The organism is Palleronia sediminis, assembly GCF_004358695.1.
GTDB classification, from domain to species: Bacteria; Pseudomonadota; Alphaproteobacteria; order Rhodobacterales; family Rhodobacteraceae; genus Palleronia; species Palleronia sediminis.
The window spans coordinates 1-26,466 of record NZ_SNAA01000021.1; the positions used below are offsets into that span (position 1 = coordinate 1).

The following is a 26,466-nucleotide window of genomic DNA, read 5'->3' on the forward strand; positions in this document are numbered from 1 at the left end:
ACCGAACAACGAGCCAGATCAACCAACCCGCCGCCAGCCCCGGAAGACCGCCCCAACCGCGCCTCAGCGCCGCCGGTGAAGCGCTATCTACGGACCACCAACCAAACCCGCAAGAGGGAAATGCAGGGATCCGGCAAATTTCTTTGGTTCGAAAGGATCGACCTTTCGACGCAGCGTCATGGCGAACTTATACATGGTTTGGCGCCCGCCCCAAAGAACTTTTCGCAAAGCCGCTCGGACAGGCGTGGATGCGCCTTGCCTTGGCGCGGGCCGGGACGTGTGAATCACCCCGATCATGGGGAATCAGGCGGCGCCGACGCGGCTCGATTCCGGCCGCTCCGCCCTCGCCCCCCCGCCCGTGATCCGCCCCGAACGTTCGGCCGGGGCGGGATCGTCAGTTCGGGCGGGGCGTCTCGCCCGCCTCGGTCTCGCGGTTCAAAAGGGGATCCGCGGCGTCGATGTCGAAATGCCCGACATCCGGCCCGGCCGTCTTGAGGCGCATGTATCCCAGCACCCGGTTGTTGCGGTCGGGGTCCAGCACAATGATCTCGCCCTCGTAGACGGCGAACTCGGTCAGCTCCTGGATGTTGGTGAAATGCGAGATGATGAGCAGCGGCCCATCGGCATCCTCGCCGTCCCACTCCGACACCAGCCGGCGCAGCTCGGTCGTGCTTTCCGCGCCTTGAAGCGACAGCAGCAGGTTGAGCTCGGGGTCCGTCTCGACGGGGGTGTTCGACCAAATGCCGGGCTTCACCGCGTCGTATCCTTCGAGCAGCGCGTCATAGGTCTGCTGGTTGCGGCACCACTGGCTGACGACGATCCGGCCAAAACGGATCTCGTTATAGGCCAGCAGCGTGCCGAGATCGCGCATGTCCTTTTCACCCTGCGGCGACAGGATCCGCTGATCGGCGCATTCGTCGGGCGCCACGTTCGGCACGTCCAGCTTATCCCAGTCGGTGGGACCGTGGCGCATGAGGTAGACCACGTCGTCGCGCAGGAACATGTCTTCGAAGTTCTGCACCGGCTCGAACCGGATGGTATTGTCGACCTGCGGCCGCGGAAGATCGCTGCCCGGCATCGGAGCCGCCATCTCGCCCTGAAACCTGGTGACCGGCTCGACCATGTCGATCGAGGGGTCGGCGCTTGCCGCCCCGGCAAGGCAGACCAGCGCGGCGGCCATCGCCAAGCGCCCATTGAAAACCGTCATGTGACCTCTCACGCTGCCGCCCGACGGCGCAGCCTTGGTAAACGTGTTGCGACCAGGGCCAGAACGAGCGCCAGATAGACGAGCGGCTCGATCTCCCAGACTTTCTGGACCATCACGTAGTGCACCGCACCCAGCACACAAATTACATAAGTGAGCGTGTGAACCCTGCGCCAGCGCACAGGTCCGAGCTTGCGCAACGCCCGATCGTTCGAGGTCGCCGCGAGAGGAAGAAGCAGGACGAAACCAGCCATGCCGATGGTGATATAGGGTCGCTTGACGATATCGGCCCAGGCCCGGCCGGGATCCTGAACGTCGAGCAACAGCCAGACCGCCAGATGACAGCAGACATAAAAGAACGCGAGCAGCCCCAGCGCCCGCCGATGCGACACGAGGCTGATCCCTGTCCACCTGCGAAGCGGCGTGACCGCCAGGACGACGACCAGCGTCTGCATGGCGAGCAGGCCCAGCGCGCGTTCGAGCGCGTTGATCGGCTCGACCCCCATCTGCCCGCTGACCGCCAGCCAGAAATACCACACGGGGATCATCGCCCCGAGGATGTAGACGGCCCAGGACGGAACCTTCCTGACCCAGACATTCACCCGCTGGGCAGCGGTCATCAGAAGTTCTGCTCCAGGTCCATCCCGTCATACAGCCCGGCGACCTCGTCGTAGCCGTTGAACATCAACGTATCGATCCGGCTCGAGAACAGGCCTCCGCCCACGCGCCGCTCGGTGTCCTGCCGCCAGCGGGGATGGCTGACATTGGGGTTCACGTTCGCATAGAACCCGTATTCCGCCGCCGCGGCCTTGTTCCAAGTCGTCCGGGGCTGGGTGTCGGTGAGGGTGATCCGCACGATCGACTTGATCGACTTGAAGCCGTATTTCCACGGCACCACCAGCCGCATCGGCGCCCCGTTCTGCTTGGGCATCGGCTCGTCATAGATGCCGGTCGCCATGATGGTCAGCGGATGCATCGCCTCGTCAATCCGCAGTCCCTCGATATAGGGCCAGTCGAGGATGGGGAATTTCTGGCCCGGCATCTCCTCGGGGCGCAGAAGGGTCTGGAACTCCACGAACCGCGCTTCGGGCTTGGGACCGGCCAGCGCGAGCAGGTCGGCCAGTTCGAACCCCTGCCAGGGGATGACCATCGACCAGGCCTCGACGCAGCGCAGGCGATAGATGCGCTCCTCGATATCCATCTGCGCGATGATGTCGTCGGCGGCGTAATCGCCGGGCGTATCGACCAGCCCGTCGATGCGGATCGACCAGGGCGCGATCGTAAGCTGATGCGCGTGATCGGCCGGATCGGTCTTGCCGGTGCCGAACTCGTAGAAATTGTTGTAGCTCGTGATCTCCTCGAACGTATTGGGTTCGAGCGTTTCGTCCGTCGCGGCGGCCGCGGCCCCGCCGATCAGCGACATTGCCCCCGCGGCGCCGATCAACTGGCGCCTGTTGAGGTAGGCCTGTTTCGGGGTGACGTCGGACAGTGTCAGGTCGTTCGTCCAGCGGCGCGCCATGCGGATCTCCCTTGATTGCAGCCTCAATGGTAGTGGCGCCGCGACTGAACGCAACGCCCCGGCGTATACATCCCCTCGCGCGGCTTTACCGCCGGGGCCGCGATGGGCATGATCGGGCGTCCTCGAACCGGGTGCCGACCGTCCATGCTGATCCTCACCGCGATCCTCGCCTATCTCCTCGGCTCCGTCCCGTTCGGGCTCGTGATCACCCGCGCGCTCGGGCTGGGCGATCTGCGGCAGATCGGGTCGGGCAATATCGGCGCCACGAACGTTTTGCGCACCGGGCACAAGGGGGCCGCGCTGGCCACGCTGGTCTGCGATGTGGGCAAGGGCGCGGCGGCGGTGCTGCTGGCACGGCTGCTGATCTCGGAGGACGCGGCCTGGGTCGCGGGTTTTGCCGCGTTCCTCGGCCATTGCTACCCGCTCTACCTCGGCTTCAAGGGCGGGAAAGGCGTCGCGACCTTCCTCGGCACAGTTCTTGCGCTGGCCTGGCCCGTCGGGCTGGCGGTCTGCGGCACGTGGCTCGTCGTGGCGGCCGTGTCGCGGATCTCGTCGCTGGCCGCGCTGGTCGCCGCGGCACTCGCGCCGCTTTACGCGTGGTATGCGGGGCTGTCGTGGTTCGCCCTGGCGCTCGTCGCGATGGCGGCGCTGATCTTCCTGCGTCACCGCGCCAATATCGAACGGCTGCTCAGCGGGCAGGAACCGCGGATCGGGAAAAAGCCCTGAGCGTCGCCGACGCTTTCGACGCCTTGCCGATGGGCACGTTCCGGGCGCGGTTCGCGGGGTCGGACTGGATCGTGTCGAAAACGACGTTCGCCGGGGGCGGATCGGGCAAGCTCGTCGCCGAAGAGCTCGGCGGGCGCGGCTATGTCAGCCTCAACCTCTACCGTCTGCCGGATGGCCGTGCATTGCTCAGACCCTGCGAGATGTCCGAGGCGTGGGTGACGGCATTCGTGCTCGGCGCGGTGCCGATAGCGAACGGGCCGGCGGGATGACCGCCGGCCCGGAGGGATCAGCAGGCGGCGGTGTACTGACGGCCCGTGGTCGGGTCCTGGTACACGCACATGCCGGGCGACGAGGCGCGGCCGATGTAGTTGCCGGCCGCGGCACCCAGCGCACCGCCGATCAGCGCGCCCGCGGCGCGGTCGTCGCTGCCCGAAACGGCGGCGCCGGTGGCGGCGCCCAGCGCGGCGCCCGTCAGCGCGCCCTGGTTGTTGCCGACGCAGCCCGCGGTGGCGAGGATCAGCGGGAGAACGAGGAGAGACTTCTTCATGGGACATTCCCTTCTTTGAGACTGTGCTGAAATTAGTCGAACGCCCGGCAACGTCCATCGTTATCGCATATCAGCCCCCGATCCGGCGGCAGACCGCCCTGATTCAGTACGAGAATTCGCCGAACACGCGCGAAGCGTCGCCGTTCCACTCGCCCTCGTAGCGGTCGAGCAGTTCGTCGGCCGGGACACGGCCCGACTCGATGCTCTCGTGCAGCGCGTTCAGGAAATGCGTCTCGTCGGGAATCATGCCCCCCGCGCCGACGCGGCCGCGTGCCTTGAGCCCCGACTCGGCGATCTCGACCGCGATCCGCGCCGCGTCGTGCAGGCGCACGCCGCCGGCCTCGCCCTGCAGCCCCGAGACCGAGGCCGCGACGCGCAGACCCTCGCGGGTTTCGGCGTCCCAGTGCCGGCAAAGATCCCAGGCCGCATCCAGCGCGGTGGAATCGTAGAGCAGCCCGACCCAGAACGCCGGCAGCGCACACAGGCGCCGCCAAGGCCCGCCATCGGCACCGCGCATCTCGATGAACTTTTTCACGCGCGCTTCGGGAAAGAGCGTGGTCAGGTGGTCCGCCCAATCCGACATCTGCGGCTTTTCCCCCGGCAAGGCCGGAAGCTCGCCCCTCAGGAAATCGCGGAACGACTGGCCGAGCGCGTCGATATAGCGCCCGTCGCGATAGACGAAATACATCGGCACATCGAGCGCATACTCCACCCACCGCTCGAACCCGAACCCGTCCTCGAAGACGAAGGGGATCATGCCGGTCCTGTCGGCATCGAGGTCGCGCCAGATCCGGCTGCGCCATGACTTGTGTCCGTTGGGCTTGCCCTCGAGCAGCGGAGAATTGGCGAAAAGAGCCGTGGCGATGGGCTGCAGGGCAACCGCGACGCGCATCTTGCGCACCATGTCGTCCTCGGACGCGAAATCGAGATTGACCTGCACGGTGCAGGTGCGCCGCATCATCTGCGTGCCCAGATCGCCCACCTTGCGCATGTAGCCGTCCATCAGCTTGTAACGGCCCTTGGGCATGAGCGGCATCTCGTCATGCGTCCATGTGGGTGCCGCCCCCAGCCCGATAAAGCCGACGCCGATCTCGTCGGCCACTGCCTTGACCTGCGCGAGGTGGTCGTTCACCTCGTCGCAGGTCGCGTGGATCGTCTCGAGCGGCGCGCCCGACAGCTCGAGCTGGCCGCCCGGTTCGAGCGAGATGTTGGCCCCATCCTTTTCCAGCCCGATCAGCTTGTCGCCCTCGGTCACGGGCGACCAGCCGAACCGGTCGCGCAGCCCTGACAGCATGGCATGGATCGAGCGGTCGCCCTCGTAGGGCAGCGGCTTCAGCGTGTCGCGGCAATAGCCGAATTTCTCGTGCTCGGTCCCGATGCGCCAGGCGTCGCGCGGCTTGCAGCCATCCTCGAGATAGCCGGCGAGCTGGGCGAAATCCTCGATGGGGCCCCCGCCCTGTTGCGGTATCGACATGGTTCGTGCCCTCGCTCTCTGTCGCGCTCAACTGGCGCGCGGACCCGATGAAGTCAACCGAGCCGCTCGGGCGCGCGCCGCCACAGTACGGCCGCCCCCGGCGAGGGGTCGCGCAGCGCCCCCAACAGCGCGGCATGGGTCAACCCCGGAAGGGCGGCCAGCGCATCGGCGACCTGGTCGGCCCCCGTCGCATCCGACGGCACCGAGATGCGCCGCCCGTCCATGTCGGCCAGCGTCCAGAGCGGCGCGGCCCCGGCCCGCCGCTCGATGGCCACGACGGCGAGCGTGTCCAGCGACACCGCCCCGCCACCCTGCGCCGACATGTAGGTGATCTGGCGCTCGGTCACGTCCACCACACCCGCGCCGCCGCCATCCGCGGGCCGCAACGCGCGGGCCGTCCCCTCCCACGCAACAGCGCTGCCGACGAGCACGAGCACCGCGCCGACCCAGGGCAGCAAGCCGCCCGCGGCGACGATCCACCACAGCCCCAAAAGCGCGGCCGCCCCGCCGACGATCGTCTCGCGCCAACGGATCAGCCCGGCCCGCAACTCGGGGCGGATCACAGCACGATCGGTTCGGCAAGGACGACCGAAGCCATGCGGCCGATCGGGCGCGGCTCGAGCGCGCGATAGGCGCGCGTCGCCGCCTCGGACGCGGCATAGAGGATCGCGCGGCGCAGGTCCGGCCGTTCGGCCAGATGCGCGCGGATGGCGCGCGCCGCGATGCCACGCCCCCGCCATTCCGGCCGGACGAAGACCCCACCGATCTGCGCGACGCCCTCCCACTCGGCATTGAACCCGGTCATTGCGACGATATCCCCGTCCAGCTCGACCAGCCGGTGCGATCCGGCCGCGACATAGCGCTTGCAATCCTGCGCGGCACGGTCCCGCGCCGCATCGCGCCCCATATCCATTGCCTCGATCAGGAAATCCGCCCGCATATCGCGCAACACCGACGGCATATCGCCGGGCGGGCGCAGGCGGATGCCCTCGGGCGGCACGTCCGGCAGCGCGATCTCGAACCCCGGCTCGTCGCCGTCATGTTCGCGCGGCGCTTCGGGCGCGAGCTGCTTCAGCACCGGGCGCATCACATCGGGCGGCCCCATGCCCCCGCCGAGCCGCGCGCCCCGGAACACCGCGCGCAGCCCCGGCGCATCGACCGTGCCCGCAACCATCAGTACGCCCGCGCCGGTCAGCCCGGCGAACCCGGTCAGCCGCCCCGCGTCTTCGGCGACCGCTGCCCGCATTGCGCGCGGCCCCGTGCCCTCGAGCCCGTGATCGCGCAGGTTGCACAGCGGGATGATCGCGTGGTCGACCCGTTCAGCCAAAAAGGCTCGGATCGCGTCCAGCTCGTCGGGGCGGGCAAGCCTCATCGCCAATCCCCCAGCGCCTGTTGCCATACGGTGATCGCCGCCACCGCGGCCGTATCGGCACGAAGGATCCGCGGACCCAGCGCAACCGGAACGGCGGCCTCCATCCCCCGCAGCCTCTTGCGCTCGGCCTCGGAGAACCCGCCCTCGGGGCCGATGACGATGGCCCAGGGGCCGGGGCCCGCTTGGCCGAGATCCTCGGCGGCGGTCGAGCGCCCGGCGGCGGTCTCGTCGCAGAACATCAATTGCCGCCCGTCCGGCCAGTCGTCGAGGATCGCCGAAAGCGGCGCCATCTCGGCCACCTCGGGGACATAGGTGCCGCCGCATTGCTCGGCCGCCTCGACGGCATGGGCCTGCAACCGGTCGCGTCGCACCCGTTCCGAGTTGGTATGATCGGTCTGCACCGGCACGATCCGCGCCGCGCCCAGCTCGGCCGCCTTTTCGACGATGAAATCGGTGCGTGCCTTCTTGATCGGCGCGAAGAACAGCCACAGGTCCGGCGGCATCCGCTGCGGCGCCACCTGCCGCAGCGCCCGCAGCGTCACCGCCTTCTTGCGGGCCTCGACGATCTCGGCCGCCCAGGCGCCGTCGCGCCCGTTGAAAACCTCGACGGGGGCGCCTGCGCCCCGTCGCATGACATTCGCGACGTAATGCGACTGCGCGGGATCGAGCGCGAGGGTTTGCCCCTCGGCAAGCGGTTGGTCTAGGTACAGGCGGATCAGGGATGGCATGAGGGTCTGCGTGTGACTGGAACGGAGGCGACGAAAGGCCAGGTGGCCGATGCCGTCAAGGGCAACTGGGTCGACGAACGGGCGCCCGCGCGGCTGCGTCCCTATTTGCGCCTGTCCCGCGCCGACCGGCCCATCGGGACATGGCTGCTGCTTTTGCCGTGCTGGTGGGGGCTCGCGCTGGCCGCGGCCGAGATCGGTGCGCTGGGGTGGCGGGGTCTCTGGATCGCCATCGGCTGTGCCATCGGGGCCGCCTTGATGCGGGGCGCGGGCTGCACCTGGAACGACATCACCGACCGCCATATCGACGGCGGCGTGACCCGCACCCGGTCGCGCCCGATCCCGTCGGGGCAGGTCACCGTGGCCCAGGCGGCCGCCTGGATGGTGGCGCAATGCCTTCTCGCGCTGGCCATCCTGCTGACCTTTCCGCTGCCCGCGATCCTGCTGGGGGTCGCGGCGCTGGTGCCGGTGGCGATCTACCCCTTTGCCAAGCGGTTCACATGGTGGCCGCAGGTCTTTCTCGGGCTCGCCTTCAACTGGGGGGCGCTGCTGGCCTACACGGCGCAAAAGGGCGCGTTCGACTGGCCGGCGCTGGCGCTGTATCTTGGCGGGATCGCATGGACGCTGTTCTACGACACGATCTATGCCTACCAGGACATCGAGGACGACGCGCTCATCGGCGTGAAATCGACCGCGCGCCTGTTCGGCGACCGCCCCCGCCCGTGGCTCAGGGCCTTCATGGTGCTGGCCTGCCTGTTCATGGCGCTGGCGGTGGTTCTCGCGCTGGGCACGGCGGATCACTTTCTCGCGCTGGCCATCGCGCTGGGCGCCCCCTGGGCGCTGGGCTGGCACATGGCGTGGCAGCTGGGAAAGCTCGATACCGGCGATTCCGCCGTATGTTTGCGGCTGTTTCGCGCCAATCGGGACGCGGGATTGCTGGCTACGCTGTTTCTTGCCGCCGCCGTGATGGCCTGATTGCAAGGCCGGGGCGCGGGCGATAGTCCTGCCGCGTTCCGTCCCGGACCGAGTGCATCATGAAACACAAGCGTTCCTGGCTCCCCGTTGCGATCACCTTTACCGTTGCCGCCAGCGCCGCGGCCGGTGCGGCGACCGTCGCCGTCACCCAGATCGAGACCCGCTCGGTCGCGGCTGTCCGCGAGGCGCTGTCGCAGGCCGAGATCGTCTGGGCCGCGGTCGAGGCCAACGGGCTGCAGCTTGCCATGACGGGCACCGCCCCCGACGAGGCCGCGCGGTTCCGCGCATTGTCGGCTGCCGGGTCGGTCGTCGACGGCACCCGGGTCATCGACGGTATGGACGTGCGGCAGCGCACCCCGATCACCGCGCCCCATTTCTCGGTCGAGGTGCTGCGCACTGGCGACAGCGTCACGCTGATCGGGCTGGTGCCGGCCTCCACCGACCGCGAGGAACTCGTCGCCACCATCGCCGAGCGTACCGATTCCGAGGTGGCCGACCTGCTCGAGGCCGCCGATTTCGAGGCGCCCGAGACCTGGGGCGCGGCGCTCGACTATGGGATCGACGCGCTCGAGGATCTCGAAAAGGCCAAGATCTCGATCTCGGCCGAGACCGTGTCGATCACCACCCTATCGACGGATGCCGGAACGATCGACCGGGTCCGGCGCGACCTCGCGCGGCGCGTCCCCGAGGGCGTGGCGCTGTCGCTCGATATCTCGGCGCCGCGCCCCGTGATCTCGCCCTTTGTCCTGCGGCTGGTGCGCAATGCCGAGACGACGCGGTTCGACGCCTGCGCGGCCGGCACCGAGGACGGGGCCGAGCGGATCCTCGAGGCCGCGCGCGAGATCGGGCTGACCGGGCCGGACCGCTGCAAGGTCGGCCTTGGCGTGCCGACGCCCGACTGGCCGCGTGTCGCGGCCGCCGGGATCGCGGCACTGGGCAAGCTCGACGGCGGGACGCTGACGCTCTCCGACCTGGAAATGCGGCTCGAGGGATCGGCCGAAACGCCGCCCGAGACCTTTTCACAGGCCGCCGCGACGCTGCGCCGGGCGCTGCCCGCCGAGGTGTCCCTGACCGCCGTGCAAGCCGATACCGAGGCGCTGGCCGATGGCCCGGTCGAGTTCGTCACCACCCGCAGCCCCGAAGGGGTCGTGCAGCTTCGCGGCCCGGCGGGCACGCAGCTTGGCGCGACCGCCATCGAGAGTTTCGCCCGCGCCCGGTTCGGCCTCAGCGAGATGGATGCCAGCATCGAGATCATCGCCGACGCCCCCGAAGGCTGGGCGCCGCGGGTGCTGGCCTCGCTCGACGCGCTGTCGGTCCTCGACAGCGGCGCGGCCGTGGTGCGGGCCGAGTCGATCCGCATCAGCGGCGTGAGCGGCCAGATGGACGCCTCGGCCGAGATCACCCGGCTGATCTCGGAACGGCTCGGCGACAAGGCGGGCTTCGAGATCGACGTGAGCTATGACGAACGCCTCGATCCGCGCCGCGGCATGCCGACGCCGCAGGAATGCGTGGCCCAGATCAACCGCGTGCTTGCCGCGCGCCAGATCACCTTCGACCCCGGATCGGCGATCATCGACGCGGCCTCGCGCGACAGCATGGATGCCATCGCCGAGATCATCCGCACCTGCCCCGACGTCCCGATGGAGGTTGCGGGCTTTACCGACAGCCAGGGCCGCGAAGAGATGAACCGCGAGCTCAGCCAGAGCCGGGCCGACGCGGTGATCGAGGCGCTTTTGAACCGCCGCGTCCTGACCGATGCGCTGGTCGCCTCGGGCTATGGCGAGGAAAACCCCATCGCCGACAACGACACCCCCGAGGGGCGCGAGGCGAACCGGCGTATCGAGTTTACTTTGCTGACCGACGAGGCCAAGACCGAGGCCGCGGACGACGATACGCCCGAGGGCGATGCGGCCGAGACCGAAACCGACGCGGACCAAGCGGACGACGAATGAACAGAACAGAATTCGTCATCGTGACGGCGATCATCCTTTTCATCGCCTTCAGCCTCGGCTGGTTCGCGAACTGGTTGGTGCACCGCCTGACCCGCGTCAGCCAGTCCGACCTCGGCGAGCTCGACAACATGGCGCAATCCATGCACGACGCCGAAGAGGCCCGCGACCAGGCGCTCGCCTATCTGCAAGAGCGCGAGGCCGAGATGATGAGCCAGCTTCACCAGACCGAAGCCGAATATCGCGCCACCATGGACGCCCTGCGCGACGTGCGGGCCGAGAACGACGAGCTGCGCGAATACATCGAGCGGATGAACGCGCAGGACTGACCTACCAGCGGCGCAGCGCGTCCTCGTCGGCCTCGCGCGCCTCGACCCATGACGCGCCCTCGGCGGTGGTCTCTTTCTTCCAGAAGGGCGCGCGGGATTTCAGGTAATCCATCAGGAACTCTGCCGCGGCGAAAGCATCGGCCCGGTGCGGCGCGGCGGTGGCGACCATCATGATCTGTTCGCCGGGCGCGAGCGCGCCGAAACGGTGGATCACCAGCACATCGCCCAGGGACCAGCGCCGCTGCGCCTCTTCGGCGATCCCGGTCAGCGCCTTTTCGGTCATGCCGGGATAATGTTCGATCTCCATGGCGCGCAGCCCGTCATCCGTATCGCGCACCAGCCCCGAGAACGTGACGATGGCGCCCATATCGGTGCGCCCCGCGGCGAAACGCCCGATCTCGGCGCCCATGTCGAACGGCGCCTCCTGAACGCGGATCTCCACGGCTCAGCCCCCGGTCATGGGCGGAAAGAACGCCACCTCGCGCGCGCCCGACAGCGGTGCGTCGAAATCGGTCAAGACCTGGTCGACGGCCACGCGCAATCCGGTCGTGTCGCCAAAGACGAAGGCATAGCGTTCCTCGCGCGCGACCAGTTGCGCGACCAGGTCGGCGACGGTGGCGGCCTCGGTCTCGACAGTTTCGCGGGGCAGGCCGAGCCGCTCGCGCAGCCAGGCGAAATACAGGATATCGAGGGTCATTTTGCCTCCTTCAGAAAGGGAAGCGCCTTACGGAAATAGTCCCACCCAGTCAGTAGCGTCAGGGCGGCGGCCAGCCATAACAGCGCAAGCCCGGCAAGCCCGGCGATGTCGCGCCCCTGCGCGAGCCAGCCCAGCCCCACCTCGTCGCTCAGGGTGCCGGCAAGGACACCCTCGACCGTGGCGGGGTCCATGCCGGCGGTCCGCTCGAGCAGATGGTAGACAAAGATATCGCGCGAGAACAGGACGGCGATGGCCACCATCTGAACCGTGGTCTTCCACTTGGCGATCCGGGTGACGGCAAGGCGCCGCGCGTCATTGCCCAGGAACTCGCGCAAGCCGCTGACGAAAACCTCGCGGAAAACGATGACCGTCGCGGGCAGCACCAGCCACGGCGACATCGACGAATAGCCGACGATGACCAGCAGCGCGATCACCACCATCGCCTTGTCGGCGATCGGGTCGAGCATCGCGCCGAACCGGCTTTCCTGCTTCCACGACCGGGCGAGGTAGCCGTCGAACCAGTCGGTGATTGCCGCCCCGAGAAACAGGATCAGCGCGAACCAATCGGCACCGGGGCGGTAGAAATACAGGAAGGCGATGGCCACGCCGGGGGCCGCGAGAAGGCGGCCGACGGTCAGGATGTTGGGCAGGGTCCATTGCATGACCCGTATCTAGCCCGCCCCGCCCCCCGTTGAAAGCGCCGCGCTAGCCGCGTTCGTGGAAATGGCCGTAAATCTTCTCGGCCAGCCCGGCGCTGATCCCGTCCACGGCCTTGAGATCGTCGAGCCCGGCCCGGCCCACGGCCTTGGCCGAGCCGAAATGCGCCAGCAGCGCCCGCTTGCGCGTGGCGCCGATACCCGCGATCTCGTCGAGCGGGGTGGCGCCGACGGCCTTGGCGCGTTTCTGGCGGTGGGCGCCGATGGCGAACCGGTGCGCCTCGTCGCGCAGGCGCTGCACGAAATAGAGCACCGGGTCATTGTGGCGCAGCGCGAACGGCCGCTGGCCGGGGCGGTGGAACTCTTCCTTGCCGGCGTCGCGATCGACGCCCTTGGCCACTCCGACGATGGCGATATCGTCGACCCCGATCTCGCCCATGATGCCGGCCACCGCCGACACCTGCCCCGCGCCGCCGTCGATCAGCAGAAGGTCGGGCCATGTGCCGCCCTCGCGGTCGGGATCTTCCTTGAGCAGGCGCTGGAACCGCCGGGTCAACATCTCGCGCATCATGCCGAAATCGTCGCCGGGGGTCAGCGTCTCGTCCTTGATGTTGAACTTGCGGTACTGGCTTTTCAGGAACCCCTCGGGGCCCGCGACGATCATGGCGCCGACGGCATTCGTGCCCATGATGTGGCTGTTGTCATAGACCTCGACCCGCGCAGGCGGCGCGTCGAGATCGAAGGCCTCGGCCAGCCCGTCCAGCAGCTTTGCCTGGGTCGCGCTTTCCGACATCTTCCGTGCGAGGCTTTCGCGCGCATTGCGCAGCGCCTCGGCGACGAGGTCCTTTTTCTCGCCGCGCTGGGGCACGAGGATCTGGACCTTGCGGCCCAGCTTTTGCCCCAGCGCCTCGGCCATCAGGTCGAGATCCTCGATCTCGTCGGACAAGAGCACTTGCCGCGGCGGCTCCTTGTTGTCGTAGAACTGCCCCAGGAAACCGCGCAGCACCTCGGACGCGTCGGCACCCGACCCCGTCCTTGGATAGTAGTCGCGGTTGCCCCAGTTCTGGTTGGCCCGGATAAAGAACACCTGCACGCAGGCCTGCCCGCCCTCCATGTGCAGCGCGATCACGTCCGCTTCGGCGACGCCCTGGGGGTTGATCCCCTGCCCCGCCTGCACATGGGTCAGGGCGCGGATGCGGTCGCGCAGCGCCGCGGCGCGCTCGAACTCCATCGCCTCGCTCGCCCGCTCCATCTCGGCGGCAAGCTCGGCCTGCACCCGGGTCGATTTCCCCTGAAGGAACAGCTCGGCATCGGCGACCGAGCGCGCGTAATCCTCCTGGCTGATCCGGCCGACGCAGGGGCCGCTGCACCGCTTGATCTGGTGCAGCAGGCAGGGCCGCGTGCGGCTTTCGAACATCGAGTCGGTACAGTTCCGCAGCAGGAACACCCGCTGCAACTGCGTCAGCGTCCGGTTCACCGCCCCGGCGCTGGCAAAGGGGCCGTAGTAATCGCCCTTTTCCGTCTTGGCGCCGCGGTGCTTCTTGATCTGCGGAAAGGCGTGGTTCCCGGTCACGAGGATGTTCGGAAAGCTCTTGTCGTCGCGCAACAGCACGTTGAACTTGGGCTTGAGCTGCTTGATGAGGTTCTGCTCTAGCAGCAGCGCCTCGGTCTCGGTGCGCGTCGTGAGGAACATCATCGACGCCGTTTCCGAAATCATCCGCGCGATGCGCGGGCTGTGACCGCTCGGCTTGGCGTAGTTCGATACGCGTTTTTTCAGGTTCCGCGCCTTGCCGACATAGAGAACCGCCTGCCGGTCATCGAGCATCCGGTAGACCCCCGGCGAATTGTCGAGGGTCTTGAGATAGGACTGGATGCAGGCATGGCCCCTGGGGGCGGGTTCTTGGCTCATCGGGCGGTCGCTCGTTCGGCGCGGTATGATTCTCGGCGGGCTGCTAGATATGGCCGGCGTGCACAAGAGTTAAGAGGCCCACATCGGCTGTGGATAACTCGGTGCATATCGCGGCGGCCAAGGGCTGTTGCCCCTTGTCCCAAAGGGTTTGGCACGGAATGCCCGTTTTTTGGGCAGGACGCCAAGGTATTGAATTAACTCGGCAAAAAGAAACCCACCCATAAGGCCATGATTTCGCGGCATCTTTCATGACACTATCATGAAGGTCCCCATGCGCGGGGATAAAGCGCGCTATTCGACCCCGAGAACGTCCGGCGTCTGCCACGCTAGATGTTGCCCGCCATCGACGCACAATAGTTGCCCGGTGACGCCCGGCGCATCCAGAAAGTAACCCAGCGCCGCGCATATCTCGTCGGGATTGGCCCCGCGCCCCAGCACGGTCGCGGCGCGTTGGGCGGCGAAATGCCCCTCGCTCTGCCGCCCGCCTTTCAGCGTCGGACCGGGCCCGATCGCGTTGACCCGGATCGCGGGCGCCAGCGCCTGCGCCGCCGTGCGGGTAAAGGCCCAAAGCCCCATCTTGGCGAGGGTATAGGTCATGAATTCGGGCGTCAGCTTGTGCACGCGCTGGTCGATCATGTTCAGCACCATGCCCCGCGCCAGCGGCTCGCCATTCTCGTCCTGCCCCGCCTCGGGGGCCTGCGCCGCGAATTGCTGCGTCAGAAAGACCGGCGCGCGCAGGTTCGATCCGATGTGGCGGTCCCAGCTTTCGGCCGTGGCGCTGGCCAGCGTGTCATGCTCGAAGATCGAGGCGTTATTGATCAGCAGGCTCAGCGGCCCGCCGACCGCTTCGGCCGCGCGCGCCACCAGCGATTGCGTCGCCTCCTGCGACAGCAGGTCGGCCTGCACCGCGGACGCGCGCCGCCCCATGCCCTGCAACGCCTCGACGACCTCGCGCGCCTCTGTGTCCGACGCGTTGTAATGGATCGCGACATCCCAGCCCCGTTCGCCGAGATAAAGCGCCATGGCACGCCCCAGCCGCGTGCCGCCACCCGTCACCAAGGCTCGGTTCTGCATCAGACGATCATCCAGACATAAGTGATATAAAGAAGACAGAACACCGCGCCGAACAGGCGCCCCAGCTTCCAGTCGCGGAACACGAAGGGCGTCAGTGCCACCGAGGCGGCCAGCATGACCCATAGATCGACGCGCAGGAACTCGCGCTCGACCGGGACGGGGCCGACCAGCAGCGCGATCCCGAAGATCGCGAGCAGGTTGAAGGTGTTGGAGCCGATGACATTGCCGATGGCGACATCGGCCTGACGCCGGAACGCGGCGGCCACGGTCGTCGCGAGCTCGGGCAGCGACGTGCCGATGGCCACCAGCGTCAGGCCGATCACCTCGTCCGACACGCCGAAGGTCTCGGCGATGGTGCGCGCGCCCGTTATCAGCATCTGTGCCCCGATGGGCAGGCTGACGATACCGGCGATCAGGAAGAACGCGATCTTGCCGCCGCCGATATTCGGATCGGCGCCCTCGACCTCGTCATCCGAGACGGGCAGCGCGGCCTTGGCGGCCCGCGCCGAACGGCGATGCGCAAGCGAGGTTCGGATCTGCCCGCCGAGGATCAGCCCGAACACCGCAAGCAGGATCAGCCCGTGCCACCACTTCATCGGTCCGACAAAGGCCAGCGCGATGAACACGACGCTCGCTACCAGCATCAGGACGAAACTGCGCCGGGTCTCGGGGTCGTCCATGCCGATGGTCGCGATCAGCGCCGGCACGCCCAGCACCAGCAGGACGTTCGCCGTGTTCGAGCCGACGACATTGCCCAGCGCGATACCCGGCGCCCCGTCGAGGATGGCCCCGATCGAGATCACCAGTTCCGGCGCCGAGGTGCCGAAGGCCACGACCGTCAGGCTGACGATCATCGCGGGCACGCCCAGCCTCAGCGACAGGTTCACCGCGCCCCGCACCAGCAGGTCGCCCGCGACGATGAGGATCACCAGCCCCACGACGGTCAGCAGAAACGCGAGTAACATCCTACCCCTTGCCGCAGGAACAGGGACCGCGGCCGATCTTCGGACGCCCGCAGGCACGGCACTTGCCGGGCTTGCCCTTCGACAACGGACCGGGGAGGCGCAAGCGCCCGAACATGGCCAGAACCGCCATGCCGACAAGGAAAAGGACGACGACCTTGACGATCATTCAAAGACCGAACCGGGCGAAGGCCGCGCGATCCTCGATACCGCCCAGCGCCGCCCCGGCCAGCGATGCGCCGAAACGCGACAGGAACGGGCGCCGCTGCTTGTAGACGGCGAACCGGGTCTTTTCGCCGAACCGCTGCTTCATCACCGGGACGAGATGCCCGATGCCGTCGATCAGCCCAAGCCCGCGGGCCGATTCGCCGATCCAGAAGGCCCCGGTGAACAGATCCTCGTCCTGCACCAGCCTGTCGCCGCGCCGTGTGCGCACCTGCGTCTTGAACGCCTCGTGCACCTGCGCCTGCAGATCCTTGAGGCGGGCGATGTCGTCCTCGTTCTCGGGCTGGAACGGATCGAGCATGCTTTTCGACTCGCCCGCGGTATAGACCCGGCGGTCGATCCCGTAGCGCGAGATGAACTTGTTGAACCCGAAGCCCGAAGAGATCACACCGATGGACCCCACGATCGAGTTCGCGTCGGCATAGATCTCGTCCGCCGCCGTGGCGAGCCAGTATCCGCCGCTCGCCGCCACGTCCTCGACAAAGGCAAAGACCGGCACGCCCTTTTCGTCCGCCAGGCGACGGATGCGCGCCGCGATCAGCGACGACTGCACCGGCGAGCCGCCGGGCGAATTGAGCAACAGCGCCACCGCGCGCGGCTTGCCGCGCCGGAACGCCTTTTCGATCAGACCCGCAAGGCTGGCGTCGCTGAGCCGGGCGGGCCCGCCGCCCGATGCGATCACACCCTGAAGCCGGATCACGGCGACAAGCGGGGTCTCTTTCAGGAACGGAATGAAGGCTCTCATATCCGCCGATGTAGGCGTCCGGCCGCGCGCCAGCAAGGCTCGGGGGAAAAGGCGCGGCCGATTGCGGCGCGACGGCCCGCTTGCGACCGGGCGATTGCCGGCCGAAAAGGGGCCTTTCCGCGACAAGGGCGCGCGCCATGCTCATCCTCGCCATCTGGCCGCTTTTCGCGTTGATCTGCCTTGGCTTTGCGCTGGCACGCACCGGACGCCCCGCACCCGAGTTCTGGCCCGCGGCCGAGCGGATCAACTATGTGCTCCTGTTCCCCGCGCTGCTGATCTCGAACCTTGCCGAGGCGCCCCTGGACGATCCCGAGATCGTGCGGCTGGGCGGGGCGGCGGTGACGATGATCTGCGTCGCGGCCGCCGCGCTCTGGGGGGCGCGGCGCCTGCGCCCGTCGCCCGCCGCCCGGTTCGGGGCGGTCATGCAGGGGGCGATCCGGTTCAACACCTATCTCGGCCTCGCCGTCACGGCGAGCCTGCTGGGCGAGCCGGGATTGCGCCGCGCGGCGCTGGTGCTGGCCGTCGCGGTGCCGCTGGTCAACGTGCTGTCGGTGCTGGCCCTGACCGCGCGGGGCAGCGCGCCGGGGGCCGGGGCGCTGATCCGGCCCATCGTCACCAACCCGTTGATCCTTGCCTGCGCCATCGGGATCGCGCTGGCCCTGACCGGGATCGGCCTGCCGCTGGGGGTGGATCGGCTGTTCGAATTGCTGGCGCAGGCCAGCCTGCCGCTCGGGCTGCTTTGCGTGGGCGCCGCGCTCAGGCCCGAGGCGCTGCGCCGGGAGGTCGCGACCCTCGCCGCCGTCTCGGGTCTGAGATTGCTGGCCATGCCGCTGGTGGCCGTCGCCTGCGCGGCGCTGTTCGGTCTGGCCCCGACCGAGGCGCTGGTCCTGCTCGTCTTTGCCGCGATCCCGACCGCGCCGACGGCCTATGTCCTGACCCGCCAGATGCACGGCGACGGAGAGTTGATGGCGGGGCTCGTCACGGCCCAGACCGTCGCCGCGGTGCTGACCATCCCGGCGATGATCTGGCTTCTGTCGGGGCTCATGCCCTGATGCGCCACCCGGTGCGAAAGATCACGCCGATGATCGCGATGCACAGCCCGGTGAATCCGAGGATGGCCAGCACGCTCCACCCGATGGCGACATCGGCCATGCCGAAGAACGACCAGCGGAACCCGGAGACAAGATAGACCACCGGGTTGAACAGCGTGATGGTCTGCCAGACGGGCGGCAGCATCGAGACCGAGTAGAACGCCCCGCCCAGAAAGATCAGCGGCGTCACCAGCAACAGCGGGACAAGCTGCAACTGCTCGAAGTTGCGCGCCCAGATGCCCACGATGAACCCCAGCAGGGAAAAGCTGAAACAGGTCAGCACGAGGAAGGTCAGCATCCAGAACGGGTGCAGGATGGTCAGGTCGACGAAAAAGAACGCCGTGACCAGGATGATGATCCCGATGGCAAGCGATTTGGTCGCCGCGGCCAGAACGTAACCGGCGGTGATCTCGAGAAACGAGGCGGGGGCCGAGAGCAGTTCGTAGATCGTGCCGATGAACTTGGGGAAATAGATCCCGAAGGCCGCGTTCGACACCGATTGCACGACCACCGACAGCATGATGAGACCGGGCACGATGAAGGCGCCGTAGCTCACGCCCTCGACCTCGTCGATGCGGCTGCCGATGGCCGCCCCGAAGACCACGAAATAGAGCGAGGTCGACAGCACCGGCGACACCACCGATTGCAGCAGCGTGCGAAAGGTCCGCGCCATCTCGAACTTGTAGATCGCCCATGTCGCGCGCAGGTTCATGCCGCATCCTTCCGAACGAGGTCGACGAAGATTTCCTCGAGCGTGCTTTCCTCGGTCCGCACGTCCGACAGCGCGATGTCCTGCGCCTCGAGATCGACCATGAGCCGGCGGATGCCGGTGCGCCCGGCCGTCTTGTCGTAGGTATACACCAATGCGTGCCCGCCTTCGGCCAGCCGCAGGCCATGCGGGGCGAGCGGCTCGGGAATGGTGTCGAGCGGCTCCGACAGCTCGATCACGAGGCGCTTCTGCCCCATCCGGTGCATCAGGGCGCGCTTGTCCTCGACCAGCTTGATCTCGCCGTCGGCAATGATGCCGATGCGGTCGGCCAGTTCCTCGGCCTCTTCGATATAGTGGGTGGTGAGGATGATCGTGACGCCGAGCGCCTTGAGCTCGCGCACGGTGTCCCACATGTCGCGGCGCAGCTCCACGTCGACGCCGGCGGTCGGCTCGTCGAGAAACAGCACGCGCGGCTCGTGGGACAGGGCCTTGGCGATCAGCACGCGCCGTTTCATGCCCCCCGACAGTTCCTTGGTCTGGGTGTCGCGCTTGTCCCAGAGCGAAAGCTGGCGCAGCACCCGCTCGACATGGTCGTCGTTCTGCGGCTTGCCGAACAGCCCGCGCGAAAAGCGCACCGTGGTGATAACCTTTTCAAAAGGTTCGAGGTTGATCTCCTGCGGGACGAGGCCCACCAGCGACCGCGCCGCGCGATAGTCGCGCAGGATGTCATGCCCGCCGATGGTGACGGTGCCCGAGCTGGGCGTGACCAGCCCGCAGATGGCCGAGATCAGCGTCGTCTTGCCGGCGCCGTTCGGGCCCAGCAGCGCGAGGATCTCGCCCTGCCGGATATCGAGCGACACGGATCGCAACGCGGTCAGACCGCCGGCGTAGGTCTTGGTCAGGTCCGACACGCGGACGATGGCATCGCTCATGTGGCCTCGCTTTCGCGGCGAACGGTAGGGCGTGGGTGCCGCGCGGGAAAGGGGCAACACGCCCCGCGATGCTTGCATGGGCGCACAGGGGCGGGGCAGATGGCGCGCATGGAACAGGCACGGGCATGGGTGATCGGCGGCGGGCCGGCCGGGTTGATGGCGGCCGAGACGCTGGCGCGTCGCGGTCATTGCGTGACCGTGGCCGAGGCGATGCCGACGCTCGGGCGCAAGTTCCTGATGGCCGGAAAATCGGGCCTGAACCTGACCAAGAACGAGCCGCCCGACCTGTTCGCCTCGCGCTACGGCGACGGGTCGGGGCCGCTTCCCGAACTGCTCGGCCGCTTTGGCCCGGCCGAGATGCGCGCCTGGGCCGAAGACCTGGGCCAGCCGCTTTTTACGGGCAGCACGGGCCGGGTCTTTCCGGTGGCGATGAAAGCCTCGCCGCTGCTCAGGGCATGGCGCGCGCGGCTCGAGGCCGACGGCGTCCGCATCGCGACCCGCTGGCGGTGGTGCGGATGGGATGGCGGCGCGCTGGCCTTCGACACGCCCGAGGGGCGGCAGGGCATCACGCCCGCCGCGACGGTCCTCGCCCTCGGCGGGGCAAGCTGGCGCAGGCTCGGCTCGGACGGGGCATGGGTGCCTTGGCTTGCAGCCCGCGGGGTCGAGATCGTGCCCTGGGCGCCCGCCAACGCGGGGCTAAAGGTCCGCTGGTCGAACCATGTCGCACCCCATTTCGGCGCGCCCATCAAGGGCGCGGCGCTCTTGGCGGGCGACACGGTCCACCGCGGCGAGTTCGTGATCTCGCGCCGCGGGCTCGAGGGGGGCGGCATCTATGCCGTCCTGCGCGCGGTGCGCGAGGGCGCGGCGCTGACGCTCGACCTTGCGCCCGACCGCACGGCGGCAGAGCTTGCCGCGCGGATCGGGTCCGCACGGGGTTCGATCGGCAACCGCCTGCGCAAGGCGGCAAAGCTGGCACCGCCCGCGCTTGCCCTGTTGATGGAGTTCGGCCGCCCCCTGCCCGCGGATCCGCACGCGCTGGCGGCCCTGACCAAGGCGGTGCCGCTCCGCCATGACGGCCCACGCCCCCTTGACGAGGCGATCAGCAGCGCGGGCGGCATCGCGTGGTCCGCGGTCGATGACGGGCTGATGCTGCGCGCCGTTCCGGGCGTGTTCGCCGCGGGCGAGATGCTGGATTGGGAGGCCCCTACAGGCGGCTACCTGCTGACCGCCTGCTTTGCGACCGGCCTGCGCGCAGGCGAGGCCGCGGCGCGCTGGATCGCGTGCTAGAGGCCGGCCATCGCGCAGATCGCGGCCCATTGCGCGGCCGTGACCGGCTGCACCGACAGGCGTGGGGATTTCACCAGTGCCATATCCGCCAGCTCCGGGTCCGCCTTGATCTCGGCCAGGGTGACGGGGCGCGGCAGGGGACGCTCGGCCGCGACGGTCATGCAGTCCCATTTGCCGCTGTCATCCGTCGGATCGGGGGCGGCGGGCGCGATGACCCGGACGATCCCGACGCAGGCCTTTTCGGATTGCGAGTGGTAGAAAAACCCCAGGTCGCCCACCGACATCTCGCGCATGACGTTGCGCGCCTGGTAGTTGCGCACCCCGTCCCACGGCTCTCCGACATCGCCGCGCGCGACCTGATCTGCCCACGACCATTCCGAGGGTTCGGATTTGAACAGCCAGTATCTCATGCCTTTGCCCCTTTCCGCCCCGACCCGATCAGGGGCGCGGCCTCGGAATCGAGCGGCCATCGCGGCCGCGCGCCCAGATCCATCCCGTCGCGATGGCCGAGATCCCATCGCTCGATCCCCGCCCATGCGATCATGGCGGCATTGTCGGTGCATAGCGCAAGCGGCGGCGCCAGCATCGGCACCGCACCCGCCACGTCCCCGAGGGCCTCGCGCAATTCCGTATTGGCGGCGACCCCGCCGGCGACGGCAAAACAGCTCGGCGAAAGATGCGCGACCTCGGCCAGTGCGCGCCGCGATTTTTCGGCGAGCGTTTCGGACACGGCGCGCTGGAACGACGCGCAGAGATCGTCGCGCGCTTGGGCGGGCAATGCGCCGTCCACCAGCGCGCCGTCCCGGGCCCGCAGCACCGCCGTCTTGAGCCCCGAGAAAGACAGATCGCATCCCGGCCTGTCGAGCAGCGGGCGCGGCAGCGCGAACCGCGCGGGATCGCCGCGGCGGGCGGCCTCTTCGACCGGGGGGCCGCCGGGCTGGCCCAGGCCCAGCAGCTTGGCCACCTTGTCGAACGCCTCTCCCGGCGCGTCGTCGATGGTGCCGCCCAGGCGGCGGAACCGGTCCGCAGCCTCGACCAGCAGGAACTGGCAATGCCCGCCCGAGGCCAGCAGCATGAGATAGGGAAACCCGACACCATCGGTCAGGCGCGGCGTCAGCGCATGGCCCGCCAGGTGGTTCACCCCGATCAGCGGGCGCAGGGTCGCGGCCGCCAGCCCCTTGGCGAACATCACGCCCGCCATGACCCCGCCGATCAGCCCCGGCCCGGCGGTGACGGCGATGGCGTCGATCCCGCCCAGCGTCACGTCCGCCCGGCTCAACGCCGCCTCGGCGCAGTGATCCAGCCGCTCGGCATGGGCGCGGGCGGCGATCTCGGGGACGACGCCGCCGAACCCCGCATGCAGATCGGCCTGGCCGAAGACGACATTGGACAGGATGGCGCCCCGCCCGTCGGACCCGCGCCGCACCACGGCGGCCGACGTGTCGTCGCAACTGCTTTCGATGCCGAGAACGGTGAGTGTCATGTCGCAGGCGTTGCCGTTGGGATGCGCGCGGCCTACCACTCGGGGCATGTCGCGTCCACGCACACCGCCGCCGCAGCGCCACCTGGTTCTGACGCGCCCCGCCGATCAATCGGCCGAGTTCGCGACGCTCGCGCGTGCGCGGGGCTGGGATGGCGCGATCCTGTTCTCGCCGGTCACGCGAATCGTGCCCCTCGACCCCGGCCCCCTGCCCGAGGGCGAGCTTGTGTTCACCTCGGCCAACGGCGTGCGCGCCGCGGCCCGGCTCGTGCCGCTGGCCGGGCGCCGGGCTTGGGCCGTAGGCGAACGGACCGCGCAGGCCGCGCGGGCGGTAGGCATGACCTGCCGGGTCGCCGGGGGCGATGCCAAATCGCTTTTTGCCCTTTTGCGGGCCGAGCCGGGGCCGTTCCTGCATCTGCACGGACGGCATGTGACCGGCGATCTGCCGGGCTGGCTGAACGATGCCGGCATCCCGGCGCAGGCCCGCGTCGTCTATGACCAGCAGGCCCTCGGGCTGAGCGATGCCGCGCGGCAGGCGCTGATGACGCGGCCCTGCGTTCTGCCGCTCATGTCGCTGCGCACGGCCCGCCTCATCGCCGAGGATCTCGGGGATCGCCCCGTCGATACGTTGTTGCTGGCGATTGCCGAGGGTGTTCTGCATAATTGGCCTTGGCCCGACCGTGCTCTAGTTGCAGGACAACCCGATATTGCCGGTCTTCTCGACCGGCTCGCCGGGATGGCAGGGACAACAAGACCGGGCTGATCCGCGGCGGCGCGTCTGGCGCAGGACCGCAGAAACGCGAAAGGGACGGAAACGTGGCGACGAGCGAAGAAACGGCGACCGACGACAACAAGACGCGCGACAGCCTCGGGGCCGAAGGCGACGCCCCCGACCGGGGTCCGACCTCCGAGACGCCCGAGGACGACCGGGCGCGCCCCGCTCCCGCCACGGTGGGCACGGGCGGGTTCGCCGCGATCCTGCTGGGCGGGTTCCTTGCCGGGGCGATCGGTTATCTCGTCGCCTATTACACCGAGTTCGGGCTGTTCGAGGTCGCCGAGGATGACAGCGCCACCGCCGCGCTCGACGAGATCTCGGGGCAGATCGGCACGCAGGCCGACCGCATCGCCGCGCTCGAGACCAGCCTCGAAGAAGCGGCCCGCGCCGCCGAGGCCGATGCCGCCCAGCGCGAGGCCGACAGCACCGCCGCCATCGAACCTGTCCCCGAGACGCCCGATTATACCGACGCCATCGCGGCCATCGAATCCGCGCTTGGCGGGGTCGGCGGCGAACTCGAGGATCTGGCCGACCGCGTGGCCGGGCTCGAGACGACCGCGACGCTCTCGACCGGCACGGACGCGCCCGCGACCGAAGGCGGCGACACCCAGGCCGCCGACGCCTTGCGGGCTCAGATCGACGAGCTTGCGGGGAGTCTTTCGACGCTGAACGCCCGGATCGACAGCCTGCCCGAGCCGGCCGATTACGACGACGAGATCGCCGAGATCGAGGATCGCATCGCCGCGCTGGACACCCGCGTAAGCGAGCAATCCGACGCCATCTCGCAGGCGCGCGCCGATGCCAAGGCCGAAACCGCGCGGATCGCCACACAGGGCGCGCTGGCCGAGATCAACGCCGCCCTCGGAACGGGCGAGCCCTATGCGAGCGCGGTCTCGTCGCTCGATGCGGCCAGCGATGTCGGGTTGCCGGACGGGCTGACCGCGCCCGCGGATGCGGGCGTCGCGACGCTGCGCGAGTTGCAGGCCGCGTTCCCCGATGCCGCGCGCGATGCGCTGCCCGCGGCGATCGGGGCCACGGCGGGCGACGGGGCCATCGACCGCTTCGGCGCGTTCCTGCGCGCCCAGACCAATGCGCGCTCCACCTCGGAGCGTGAGGGCGACGGCCCCGACGCCATCCTCAGCCGGGCCGAGGCCCGCGTGAACGACGGCGACCTTGCTGCCGCGCTTGACGAGATCGACGCCCTACCCCCCGAGGGCCAGGAGGCGATGTCGGACTGGGTCGACCGCGCGCGCACCCGCCTCGATGCGGTCTCGGCCTTCGAGTCGCTGTCGCAATCCCTGAACACAAACTGAGGACGCATTGATGCTCTGGTCCCTGCTCAAAGTCGTTCTGTTCTTCGCGCTGGTCGGCGCCCTGGCGCTGGGGGCCGAATGGCTTCTCGAGGCCGAGGGCACGCTACGCATCGCGGTCGCCGGGTTCGAGGTGACGCTCGGCCCGCTCCAGATGGCGATCGCCGCCGTCCTGCTGGTCGCGGCGGTCTGGCTGGCGCTCAAGCTGCTGGGTTTCCTGGTCGCACTGGTTCGTTTCCTCAACGGCGACGAGACGGCCGTGACGCGGTATTTCTCGCGCAATCGCGAGAAAAAGGGGCTGAACGCCCTCTCCGACGCCCTGCTCGCGCTGGCATCCGGCGAAGGGCGCGAGGCCCAGACCCGCGCCGAAAAGGCCGAACGCTATCTCGACCGGCCCGATCTCACGCGGCTGATCGTGGCGCAGGGGGCCGAACTGACCGGCGACCGCACCAAGGCCGCTGACGTCTACAAGCAACTCCTCAAGGACGACCGCACCCGCTTTGTCGGGGTGCGCGGGTTGATGAAGCAAAAGCTCGAGGACGGCGACACCGATACCGCGCTTGCCCTGGCGCAAAAGGCCTTCGCGCTCAAGCCGCGCCATGTCGAGACGCAGGACACGCTGTTGCGGCTTCAGGCGGCGCGGCAGGATTGGTCCGGCGCCCGCCAGACCCTCGGGGCCAAGCTGAAATCGGGGGCCCTGCCCCGCGACGTGCACAAGCGGCGCGATGCGGTGCTCGCGCTGGGCGAAGCCAAGGGCATCGTCGACGAAGGCGCGTCGATCCAGGCGCGCGAATCGGCCATCGAGGCGAACCGCCTGTCGCCCGACCTGGTGCCCGCCGCGGTCATGGCCGCGCGGCATTACATCGACAATCGGCAGGAACGCTATGCCACCCGCGTCATAAAAAAGGCGTGGACGGCGCAGCCCCACCCCGATCTCGCCGCGGCCTTCGCCGCCATCTCTCCCGAGGAAAGCCCGACCCAGCGGATCCGGCGTTTCAACACCCTGACCCGCATCCATCCCGATCACCCCGAAACCCGGATGCTGCTGGCCGAACTGAACATCGCCGCCGAGGATTTTCCCGCCGCGCGCCGCGCGCTGGGCGATCTGGCGACCGAGAACCCGACCTCGCGCTCCGTCACCATCATGGCGGCCATCGAACGCGGCGAGGGGGCCGACGAGGCCGTGGTCCGCGGCTGGCTGACCCGCGCGCTGAGCGTGCCGCGCGGCCCGCAATGGGTCTGCGAGAACTGCCATGGCGTCCATGGCGACTGGGCGCCGATCTGCGGAAATTGCGGCGCCTTCGACACGCTGACCTGGACCGAACCGCGCGAGGGGGTCGTCGCGATGCCCACGCAGACGGCGATGCTGCCCCTGATCGTGGGCCAGATCGACGCGCCCAAGCCCGAGGTGCCGGAAACCGACCCCGCCGAGACCGCCCCGGCAGCGGACGAGACCGCGACACCGGCGCAACCGGAGGCGACAGCCCCCACCACCGCGCCGGCGACCCCCGCGCCCGCCCCCGCGCCCGAGCAGCCCGCGCCCACCGTGCCGCCGGTCAGCGAGGACGACCGCTCCATCCCCACGACGGTCCCCGAGGCCGAGGTCATCGTTCCCCAGGAACAGCGCGACGAGGAAAACGCACGCAAAGGGGCCAACTAGGCCCTTTCGCGCCCCGGCGAAGCCTGCTATGCGCCACGCCGTGCCCCAATAGCTCAGCTGGTAGAGCAACTGTTTCGTAAATAGTAGGTCGGCGGTTCGAGTCCGTCTTGGGGCACCACTTCTCTCAAAACGCA

Annotated in this window: 30 protein-coding genes and 1 tRNA gene; 11 read left to right on the plus strand and 20 right to left on the minus strand. The window is 68.7% G+C overall.

Translation table 11 applies throughout. The features are described 5' to 3' along the window. Positions 1 to 394: 394 nt before the first annotated feature. Genes E2L08_RS14935 through msrP form a run of 3 tightly spaced genes read right to left on the minus strand, consistent with a single transcriptional unit; the run spans position 395 to position 2,723 of the window. A complete protein-coding gene (locus E2L08_RS14935; RefSeq protein ID WP_133397899.1) occupies positions 395 to 1,207 on the minus strand; it encodes a SixA phosphatase family protein in 813 nt (270 codons plus the stop codon). 8 nt (positions 1,208 to 1,215) lie between these two features. Continuing rightward, a complete protein-coding gene (gene msrQ / locus E2L08_RS14940; RefSeq protein WP_133397900.1) occupies positions 1,216 to 1,824 on the minus strand; it encodes a protein-methionine-sulfoxide reductase heme-binding subunit MsrQ in 609 nt (202 codons plus the stop codon). Continuing rightward, entirely contained in the window at positions 1,824 to 2,723 is a 900-nt protein-coding gene (gene msrP, locus E2L08_RS14945) for a protein-methionine-sulfoxide reductase catalytic subunit MsrP (protein WP_133397901.1), read from the minus strand. Before msrP ends, msrQ begins: the two co-directional genes overlap by 1 nt. Positions 2,724 to 2,867: 144 nt before the next feature. Here msrP and plsY point away from each other — a divergent pair, with 144 nt between their 5' ends. Continuing rightward, positions 2,868 to 3,449, plus strand: coding sequence for a glycerol-3-phosphate 1-O-acyltransferase PlsY (plsY, locus tag E2L08_RS14950; RefSeq protein WP_133397902.1), 582 nt, complete (start codon positions 2,868 to 2,870; stop codon positions 3,447 to 3,449). Positions 3,450 to 3,478: 29 nt separating this feature from the next. Next, complete coding sequence (locus E2L08_RS14955; RefSeq protein WP_133397903.1) at positions 3,479 to 3,718, plus strand: hypothetical protein; 240 nt, start codon at positions 3,479 to 3,481, stop codon at positions 3,716 to 3,718. 17 nt (positions 3,719 to 3,735) lie between these two features. Here E2L08_RS14955 and E2L08_RS14960 read toward each other — a convergent pair whose 3' ends face one another. From E2L08_RS14960 to E2L08_RS14980, 5 genes are all read right to left on the minus strand, one after another. Continuing rightward, positions 3,736 to 3,996, minus strand: coding sequence for a YMGG-like glycine zipper-containing protein (locus E2L08_RS14960; RefSeq protein ID WP_133397904.1), 261 nt, complete (start codon positions 3,994 to 3,996; stop codon positions 3,736 to 3,738). Positions 3,997 to 4,099: 103 nt separating this feature from the next. Next, complete coding sequence (locus E2L08_RS14965; protein WP_133397905.1) at positions 4,100 to 5,470, minus strand: glutamate--cysteine ligase; 1,371 nt, start codon at positions 5,468 to 5,470, stop codon at positions 4,100 to 4,102. A 53-nt stretch (positions 5,471 to 5,523) separates the two neighbouring features. Next, positions 5,524 to 6,033, minus strand: coding sequence for a hypothetical protein (locus E2L08_RS14970; RefSeq protein WP_133397906.1), 510 nt, complete (start codon positions 6,031 to 6,033; stop codon positions 5,524 to 5,526). Beyond that, entirely contained in the window at positions 6,030 to 6,842 is an 813-nt protein-coding gene (locus E2L08_RS14975; RefSeq protein ID WP_168771169.1) for a GNAT family N-acetyltransferase, read from the minus strand. The genes E2L08_RS14970 and E2L08_RS14975 overlap by 4 nt, the downstream gene beginning before the upstream one ends. Continuing rightward, entirely contained in the window at positions 6,839 to 7,570 is a 732-nt protein-coding gene (locus tag E2L08_RS14980; RefSeq protein ID WP_133397908.1) for a 16S rRNA (uracil(1498)-N(3))-methyltransferase, read from the minus strand. Before E2L08_RS14980 ends, E2L08_RS14975 begins: the two co-directional genes overlap by 4 nt. A 12-nt stretch (positions 7,571 to 7,582) precedes the next feature. Between E2L08_RS14980 and ubiA the strand changes: the two genes are divergently transcribed. The 3 genes from ubiA to E2L08_RS14995 are packed head-to-tail and all read left to right on the plus strand — an operon-like array spanning position 7,583 to position 10,820. After that, positions 7,583 to 8,542 (plus strand): 4-hydroxybenzoate octaprenyltransferase, encoded by a 960-nt coding sequence (gene ubiA, locus E2L08_RS14985; protein WP_133397909.1) that lies wholly within the window; start codon positions 7,583 to 7,585, stop codon positions 8,540 to 8,542. 59 nt (positions 8,543 to 8,601) lie between these two features. Next, a complete protein-coding gene (locus tag E2L08_RS14990; RefSeq protein WP_133397910.1) occupies positions 8,602 to 10,494 on the plus strand; it encodes an OmpA family protein in 1,893 nt (630 codons plus the stop codon). After that, positions 10,491 to 10,820, plus strand: a complete 330-nt coding sequence (locus tag E2L08_RS14995; protein WP_133397911.1) for an MreC domain-containing protein — start codon at positions 10,491 to 10,493, stop codon at positions 10,818 to 10,820. Before E2L08_RS14990 ends, E2L08_RS14995 begins: the two co-directional genes overlap by 4 nt. A 1-nt stretch (position 10,821) precedes the next feature. On the opposite strand, the gene E2L08_RS15000 is transcribed toward E2L08_RS14995, so the two are convergent. The 8 genes from E2L08_RS15000 to E2L08_RS15030 form a co-directional block, all read right to left on the minus strand. Next, entirely contained in the window at positions 10,822 to 11,262 is a 441-nt protein-coding gene (locus tag E2L08_RS15000; protein ID WP_133397912.1) for a molybdenum cofactor biosynthesis protein MoaE, read from the minus strand. Positions 11,263 to 11,265: 3 nt separating this feature from the next. Then, a complete protein-coding gene (gene moaD / locus E2L08_RS15005; RefSeq protein WP_133397913.1) occupies positions 11,266 to 11,517 on the minus strand; it encodes a molybdopterin converting factor subunit 1 in 252 nt (83 codons plus the stop codon). After that, on the minus strand, positions 11,514 to 12,179 hold the full coding sequence (gene pgsA / locus E2L08_RS15010; protein WP_133397914.1) for a CDP-diacylglycerol--glycerol-3-phosphate 3-phosphatidyltransferase: 666 nt from the start codon (positions 12,177 to 12,179) through the stop codon (positions 11,514 to 11,516). The genes moaD and pgsA overlap by 4 nt, the downstream gene beginning before the upstream one ends. A gap of 43 nt (positions 12,180 to 12,222) precedes the next feature. Continuing rightward, the gene (gene uvrC, locus E2L08_RS15015; protein WP_133397915.1) at positions 12,223 to 14,082 is read right to left on the minus strand and encodes an excinuclease ABC subunit UvrC; all 1,860 of its coding nucleotides are present in this window, start codon (positions 14,080 to 14,082) and stop codon (positions 12,223 to 12,225) included. A 291-nt stretch (positions 14,083 to 14,373) separates the two neighbouring features. Further along, the gene (locus E2L08_RS15020; protein WP_133397916.1) at positions 14,374 to 15,156 is read right to left on the minus strand and encodes an SDR family oxidoreductase; all 783 of its coding nucleotides are present in this window, start codon (positions 15,154 to 15,156) and stop codon (positions 14,374 to 14,376) included. Continuing rightward, the gene (locus tag E2L08_RS15025) at positions 15,156 to 16,121 is read right to left on the minus strand and encodes a calcium/sodium antiporter (RefSeq protein WP_133397917.1); all 966 of its coding nucleotides are present in this window, start codon (positions 16,119 to 16,121) and stop codon (positions 15,156 to 15,158) included. Before E2L08_RS15025 ends, E2L08_RS15020 begins: the two co-directional genes overlap by 1 nt. 1 nt (position 16,122) lies before the next feature. Continuing rightward, a complete protein-coding gene (locus E2L08_RS17050) occupies positions 16,123 to 16,287 on the minus strand; it encodes a hypothetical protein (RefSeq protein WP_168771170.1) in 165 nt (54 codons plus the stop codon). Then, positions 16,288 to 17,088, minus strand: coding sequence for a S49 family peptidase (locus E2L08_RS15030; RefSeq protein ID WP_133397918.1), 801 nt, complete (start codon positions 17,086 to 17,088; stop codon positions 16,288 to 16,290). A 137-nt stretch (positions 17,089 to 17,225) separates the two neighbouring features. On the opposite strand from E2L08_RS15030, the gene E2L08_RS15035 reads away from it, so the two are divergent. Continuing rightward, positions 17,226 to 18,140 (plus strand): AEC family transporter, encoded by a 915-nt coding sequence (locus tag E2L08_RS15035; protein ID WP_133397919.1) that lies wholly within the window; start codon positions 17,226 to 17,228, stop codon positions 18,138 to 18,140. Here E2L08_RS15035 and E2L08_RS15040 read toward each other — a convergent pair. Next, a complete protein-coding gene (locus E2L08_RS15040; protein WP_133397920.1) occupies positions 18,130 to 18,891 on the minus strand; it encodes an ABC transporter permease in 762 nt (253 codons plus the stop codon). The two genes, E2L08_RS15035 and E2L08_RS15040, sit on opposite strands and share 11 nt — an antisense overlap. Beyond that, positions 18,888 to 19,820 (minus strand): ABC transporter ATP-binding protein, encoded by a 933-nt coding sequence (locus E2L08_RS15045; protein ID WP_133397921.1) that lies wholly within the window; start codon positions 19,818 to 19,820, stop codon positions 18,888 to 18,890. Before E2L08_RS15045 ends, E2L08_RS15040 begins: the two co-directional genes overlap by 4 nt. 99 nt (positions 19,821 to 19,919) lie before the next feature. Between E2L08_RS15045 and E2L08_RS15050 the strand changes: the two genes are divergently transcribed. Beyond that, complete coding sequence (locus E2L08_RS15050; protein ID WP_370450692.1) at positions 19,920 to 21,107, plus strand: TIGR03862 family flavoprotein; 1,188 nt, start codon at positions 19,920 to 19,922, stop codon at positions 21,105 to 21,107. Here the strand turns inward: E2L08_RS15050 and E2L08_RS15055 are convergent. Further along, positions 21,104 to 21,517 carry an EVE domain-containing protein gene (locus E2L08_RS15055; RefSeq protein WP_133397923.1) on the minus strand — a complete coding sequence of 138 codons (414 nt, stop codon included), beginning with the start codon at positions 21,515 to 21,517 and terminating at the stop codon, positions 21,104 to 21,106. The genes E2L08_RS15050 and E2L08_RS15055 overlap by 4 nt on opposite strands. Then, the gene (tsaD, locus tag E2L08_RS15060; protein ID WP_370450693.1) at positions 21,514 to 22,638 is read right to left on the minus strand and encodes a tRNA (adenosine(37)-N6)-threonylcarbamoyltransferase complex transferase subunit TsaD; all 1,125 of its coding nucleotides are present in this window, start codon (positions 22,636 to 22,638) and stop codon (positions 21,514 to 21,516) included. The genes E2L08_RS15055 and tsaD overlap by 4 nt, the downstream gene beginning before the upstream one ends. Between tsaD and E2L08_RS15065 the strand changes: the two genes are divergently transcribed. From E2L08_RS15065 to E2L08_RS15080, 4 genes are all read left to right on the plus strand, one after another. Beyond that, the gene (locus E2L08_RS15065) at positions 22,637 to 23,350 is read left to right on the plus strand and encodes a uroporphyrinogen-III synthase (protein ID WP_168771171.1); all 714 of its coding nucleotides are present in this window, start codon (positions 22,637 to 22,639) and stop codon (positions 23,348 to 23,350) included. The two genes, tsaD and E2L08_RS15065, sit on opposite strands and share 2 nt — an antisense overlap. Positions 23,351 to 23,403: 53 nt before the next feature. Next, entirely contained in the window at positions 23,404 to 24,675 is a 1,272-nt protein-coding gene (locus E2L08_RS15070) for a COG4223 family protein (RefSeq protein WP_133397926.1), read from the plus strand. Positions 24,676 to 24,685: 10 nt separating this feature from the next. Then, positions 24,686 to 26,332, plus strand: coding sequence for a heme biosynthesis protein HemY (locus tag E2L08_RS15075; RefSeq protein WP_133397927.1), 1,647 nt, complete (start codon positions 24,686 to 24,688; stop codon positions 26,330 to 26,332). Between the two features lie 42 nt (positions 26,333 to 26,374). After that, positions 26,375 to 26,450 (plus strand) — tRNA-Thr (locus E2L08_RS15080). Positions 26,451 to 26,466: the final 16 nt, after the last annotated feature.

Bases quoted from the DNA above. Each gene is read 5' to 3' on its own strand.
- msrQ (WP_133397900.1), bottom strand. From the start codon at position 1,824: ATGACCGCTGCCCAGCGGGTGAATGTCTGGGTCAGGAAGGTTCCGTCC.
- E2L08_RS14965 (WP_133397905.1), bottom strand. From the start codon at position 5,470: ATGTCGATACCGCAACAGGGCGGGGGCCCCATCGAGGATTTCGCCCAG.
- E2L08_RS15075 (WP_133397927.1), top strand. From the start codon at position 24,686: ATGCTCTGGTCCCTGCTCAAAGTCGTTCTGTTCTTCGCGCTGGTCGGC.
- E2L08_RS14980 (WP_133397908.1), bottom strand. From the start codon at position 7,570: ATGCCATCCCTGATCCGCCTGTACCTAGACCAACCGCTTGCCGAGGGG.
- pgsA (WP_133397914.1), bottom strand. From the start codon at position 12,179: ATGCAATGGACCCTGCCCAACATCCTGACCGTCGGCCGCCTTCTCGCG.
- E2L08_RS15030 (WP_133397918.1), bottom strand. From the start codon at position 17,088: ATGAGAGCCTTCATTCCGTTCCTGAAAGAGACCCCGCTTGTCGCCGTG.
- E2L08_RS17050 (WP_168771170.1), bottom strand. From the start codon at position 16,287: ATGATCGTCAAGGTCGTCGTCCTTTTCCTTGTCGGCATGGCGGTTCTG.
- E2L08_RS15045 (WP_133397921.1), bottom strand. From the start codon at position 19,820: ATGAGCGATGCCATCGTCCGCGTGTCGGACCTGACCAAGACCTACGCC.
- E2L08_RS15050 (WP_370450692.1), top strand. From the start codon at position 19,920: ATGGCGCGCATGGAACAGGCACGGGCATGGGTGATCGGCGGCGGGCCG.
- E2L08_RS15035 (WP_133397919.1), top strand. From the start codon at position 17,226: ATGCTCATCCTCGCCATCTGGCCGCTTTTCGCGTTGATCTGCCTTGGC.
- E2L08_RS14995 (WP_133397911.1), top strand. From the start codon at position 10,491: ATGAACAGAACAGAATTCGTCATCGTGACGGCGATCATCCTTTTCATC.
- E2L08_RS14955 (WP_133397903.1), top strand. From the start codon at position 3,479: ATGGGCACGTTCCGGGCGCGGTTCGCGGGGTCGGACTGGATCGTGTCG.
- E2L08_RS15040 (WP_133397920.1), bottom strand. From the start codon at position 18,891: ATGAACCTGCGCGCGACATGGGCGATCTACAAGTTCGAGATGGCGCGG.
- E2L08_RS14975 (WP_168771169.1), bottom strand. From the start codon at position 6,842: ATGAGGCTTGCCCGCCCCGACGAGCTGGACGCGATCCGAGCCTTTTTG.
- E2L08_RS14935 (WP_133397899.1), bottom strand. From the start codon at position 1,207: ATGACGGTTTTCAATGGGCGCTTGGCGATGGCCGCCGCGCTGGTCTGC.
- E2L08_RS15020 (WP_133397916.1), bottom strand. From the start codon at position 15,156: ATGCAGAACCGAGCCTTGGTGACGGGTGGCGGCACGCGGCTGGGGCGT.
- uvrC (WP_133397915.1), bottom strand. From the start codon at position 14,082: ATGAGCCAAGAACCCGCCCCCAGGGGCCATGCCTGCATCCAGTCCTAT.
- E2L08_RS15025 (WP_133397917.1), bottom strand. From the start codon at position 16,121: ATGTTACTCGCGTTTCTGCTGACCGTCGTGGGGCTGGTGATCCTCATC.
- E2L08_RS15065 (WP_168771171.1), top strand. From the start codon at position 22,637: ATGTCGCGTCCACGCACACCGCCGCCGCAGCGCCACCTGGTTCTGACG.
- msrP (WP_133397901.1), bottom strand. From the start codon at position 2,723: ATGGCGCGCCGCTGGACGAACGACCTGACACTGTCCGACGTCACCCCG.
- moaD (WP_133397913.1), bottom strand. From the start codon at position 11,517: ATGACCCTCGATATCCTGTATTTCGCCTGGCTGCGCGAGCGGCTCGGC.
- E2L08_RS15055 (WP_133397923.1), bottom strand. From the start codon at position 21,517: ATGAGATACTGGCTGTTCAAATCCGAACCCTCGGAATGGTCGTGGGCA.
- E2L08_RS14990 (WP_133397910.1), top strand. From the start codon at position 8,602: ATGAAACACAAGCGTTCCTGGCTCCCCGTTGCGATCACCTTTACCGTT.
- plsY (WP_133397902.1), top strand. From the start codon at position 2,868: ATGCTGATCCTCACCGCGATCCTCGCCTATCTCCTCGGCTCCGTCCCG.
- E2L08_RS14960 (WP_133397904.1), bottom strand. From the start codon at position 3,996: ATGAAGAAGTCTCTCCTCGTTCTCCCGCTGATCCTCGCCACCGCGGGC.
- tsaD (WP_370450693.1), bottom strand. From the start codon at position 22,638: ATGCCCCGAGTGGTAGGCCGCGCGCATCCCAACGGCAACGCCTGCGAC.